This is a genomic window from Citrobacter sp. Res13-Sevr-PEB04-36, assembly GCF_015672735.1.
GTDB lineage: Bacteria > Pseudomonadota > Gammaproteobacteria > Enterobacterales > Enterobacteriaceae > Citrobacter.
The window spans coordinates 1-3498 of the sequence record NZ_JADABY010000068.1; the positions used below are offsets into that span (position 1 = coordinate 1).

1 protein-coding gene and 3 pseudogenes are annotated in these 3498 nt (G+C 40.1%); 2 read left to right on the plus strand and 2 right to left on the minus strand.

What is annotated here, in order from left to right:
* Both IMQ48_RS19840 and IMQ48_RS19845 read left to right on the plus strand, forming a co-directional pair.
* Positions 1 to 1091: pseudogene (locus IMQ48_RS19840) on the plus strand (hypothetical protein); the annotation flags it as partial.
* Positions 1069 to 1485 carry a hypothetical protein gene (locus IMQ48_RS19845; protein ID WP_196210353.1) on the plus strand — a complete coding sequence of 139 codons (417 nt, stop codon included), beginning with the start codon at positions 1069 to 1071 and terminating at the stop codon, positions 1483 to 1485. The pseudogene IMQ48_RS19840 and the gene IMQ48_RS19845, both read left to right, overlap by 23 nt.
* 64 nt (positions 1486 to 1549) lie before the next feature.
* Here the strand turns inward: IMQ48_RS19845 and IMQ48_RS19850 are convergent.
* Positions 1550 to 2254 (minus strand): annotated as a pseudogene (locus IMQ48_RS19850) (family 1 glycosylhydrolase); the annotation flags it as partial.
* A 55-nt stretch (positions 2255 to 2309) separates the two neighbouring features.
* Positions 2310 to 3233 (minus strand): annotated as a pseudogene (locus IMQ48_RS19855) (IS5 family transposase).
* Positions 3234 to 3498 lie beyond the last annotated feature (265 nt).

The window sequence follows — 3498 nt, forward strand, 5'->3', positions numbered from 1 at the left end:
TAGTACCAGAACTGACGACACCTAAATCATATGAACGTGAGTTAATGGTTAGTCCACCATCGGGAGTAAAAGAGTTATATCATCAGTTGAATCCGGAAAAAAATAAAAAGCCCGGTTCAATTTTAGTTGTTGCTGATCCATTATCTAAGTCACCTGAAAAAATTGCGCAAATACAAACAGCTAGGGACAAAGTTGATAAAGCACTTGAACTACTGACTACTGAAGAAGCTAAGTTACTGTATGAAAACAGAGCACCGATAGATATATTTTCATCTAATTTATATAGTGATGCTTTAGGAACAAGTGGGGATGTTTTAGGTTATATAAAGGATGCCGGTGGGGTTTACTATGAAGAAATAAATAAAACATTAAACGAGATTCAGGAACTTTATAAAAAAACATATAACCACAATTCTGGCCGTATTTCTGGAGAGGAATTCTTCGGTCAGAGAGAAAGGTTATTTAAAAAGTTAGATGGTATTTTAAATAAATTTTCAAAAGAACAATTGAATTTAAAACAATATGAGCAAATAAAGCAAGCATTGGGTTTATCCACAAAATCCGTTATGCATAGGTGGGATCAAACAGGCGTGAAAGATATTGAAGGTTATGCAAGCTACATAGAAAAATCCGCCAAACTTCTAAAAATGATGAGAACGACAGGCTATGTAGGTATTGGTCTTGATTTTGCTAGTTATACAACTAACGTTTATGAGGCTTGCGCAAAAGGGCGAGAGAGCGAATGTAGAAAAGCAGCGATAACTGAGTATAGTAAATTCGGCTTCAAACAAACTGCTGGTATTGCTGGCGGTGCTCTTGGTGGAATCGTGGGAACGAATGCTTGTATCTGGGTTCTAGGGCTAATTACCGCTGAAAGCGGTGGTATTGGTGCAGGTATTTGTTTAGCAAGCGGCATTGCTTCAAGTATTGCAGGAGGAAAAATTGCGGAAAAAGTGGGGGAGAAATTTGGTGAGAGGTTCGGTGAAATGGTAAATAGTAATATTGAGAATCCAGAATTTGCACCACATGATCCAGATTCATTTAATGAAGCAGCAGGTATTCTAATATATGAAAAAATTCTTAATAGATAATCTAAATATCATTAACATGAGCCTTGGAATAACATTATTTATTGTAATGTTAATTTTGATATTTATGTCCTATGTGATAAACGATGAAAAATACAAAAGGATAGTAATATTATATGAAGAAAAATTTGGTTGTCTTCCTGCCACCGCAAATCTGGCAAGAACCGCAAGTTTAATAGTCACTCCCGGTATATATTTTGCGAAATTACAATTTATCATGTTTAGTCTAATATTTCCCTATAATAAGGTTTTTAATAATGACATGAGTATTGAGGCGTATCATTTTATTCGTTCTTTACCCAAAGAGTTAACTACGGGATTTAAAATTGAAGCAATATTTTGGTTTGTTGAATTTAGTGTTTTAATTTGTTTGGTTATTATTTATTATTTATTATGAGAAACATTAAAAGGGACTCCATCAGAGTCCCTTTTAATGTTTTCTTTATATGTAAAAATAATATTTAAATATCATTGCTATTCTGAGAAATCAATTCTTTATACCAATAAAATGTTTTTTTACGACTCCGCTCGAGGGAGCCATTGCCATCATTATCTTTATCCACATAAATCATTCCATAACGTTTTTTCATTTCTCCAGTTCCAGCGGAAATTAAATCGATACATCCCCAAGGGGTATATCATATTAAATCGATACCATCTTCGAAAATGGCCTTATTCATTTCTCTGATATGCGCAGCGAGATAATCAATGCGATACTGGTCATCTATCATTCCATCACTTTCAACAGAGTCAACAGCCCCAAAACTATTCTCCACAATGAAAATTGGCAACTGGAAGCGATCCCAGAACCAGTTAAGTGAATAACGTATACCTATAGCATCAATTTGCCAACCCCACTCTGAGGTTTTAATATATGGTTTTTTGACTAAATGATGCGGTTCTACATAATTAAAATCAGAGTTATCTTCCGTTGCTTTTGTTACGAAAGACATATAATAACTAAATCCGATATAATCCACACAACCAGTTTGAAGCAAATCGATATCATCTTCTGTAATATCAAGATTAAACCCCTGCTTATCAAAATAGTTGAGCATATATAGAGGATAAGAGCCTCGAACATGTACATCAGTGAACCAGTAGCGACGATGCATTGCACTTACAGACATCATCATATCTTCTGGTGCACAAGTAAGTGGATAGAGGCTTTGTTGAATAAATCAGATTTGGGGCAGCTATACCTATAGCTGTTTGCTTCTGTCAGGCAATACGCACGCTTTCAGGCATCCCTGCCTTTGTCATTTTGTTCAGCGCACGCACCATGGCCAAAGCCTCTGCAACCTGGGCATCATAGTCCCGTAGCGTCAGTGAACCTCCGAACCGTGGCTTTACTCTGTACATCGCCGTTTCCGCTATCGACCGACGATTATAATCTGTTGCCCATTTCCACCGTGCATTGCTCCCGCTCAGACGCTGGTTCGCTACTGCACGATTACGATCTGCGTACTCACCGGGCCAGTAACCTGCCCCTTTTCAGGGTGGGATGAGAGCGCTGATTTTCTTACGCCGCAGTTCATCGTGACATAGCCGGGTGTCGTAAGCCCCGTCTGCCGCTGCTGCCTTGATTTTTCTGTGAGTCTGCCGGATTAGACCCGGGAAGGCTTCTGAGTCCGTTACGTTGTTCAGCGACAGGTCTGCGCAGATGATTTCATGTATTTTGCCATCAACAGCCAGATGAAGCTTTCGCCAGATACAACGGCGCTCTTTGCCATGTTTTTTGACTTTCCATTCACCTTCACCAAAGACCTTCAGTCCGGTGGAATCAATCACCAGATGCGCGATTTCACCCCGGGTGGGTGTTTTGAAGCTGACATTAACCGACTTTGCCCGTTTGCTGACACTGGTGTAATCCGGGCAGCGCAACGGAACGTCCATCAGGGTAAAAATGGAGTCAATAAAACCCTGAGCAGCCCGCAGGGTCAGCCGGAATACGCGTTTAATCACCAGGGCAGTAGTGATGGCAAGGTCAGAATAACGCTGAGGTCTTCCCCGGGATGAAGGCGTTGCTGGCTCATACCAGGCCTGAATAGCCTCATCATCCAGCCAAAAGGTGACGGAGCCACGATTGATGAGGGCTTTGTTGTAGGTGGGCCAGTTGGTGATTTTGAACTTTTGCTTTGCCATGGAACGGTCTGTGTTGTCGGGAAGATGCGTGATCTGATCCTTCAACTCAGCAAAATTTCGATTTATTCAACAAAGCCGTCAACTTCCTGTCTTACCATGCCAGAAAGATGATTCTCTTGTTGATAATTATAAGGATTAATTGAACTTTGTTCGAATCGTTGCAGTTCATTAAGCTGCTGGCTTAATGCTGACCTTCCAGTTGTTGACGCAAAGAATCAAGTGTGTAGTTCATGACGGCGGGTTTTCTTTGCTAAACTTCTTTCCG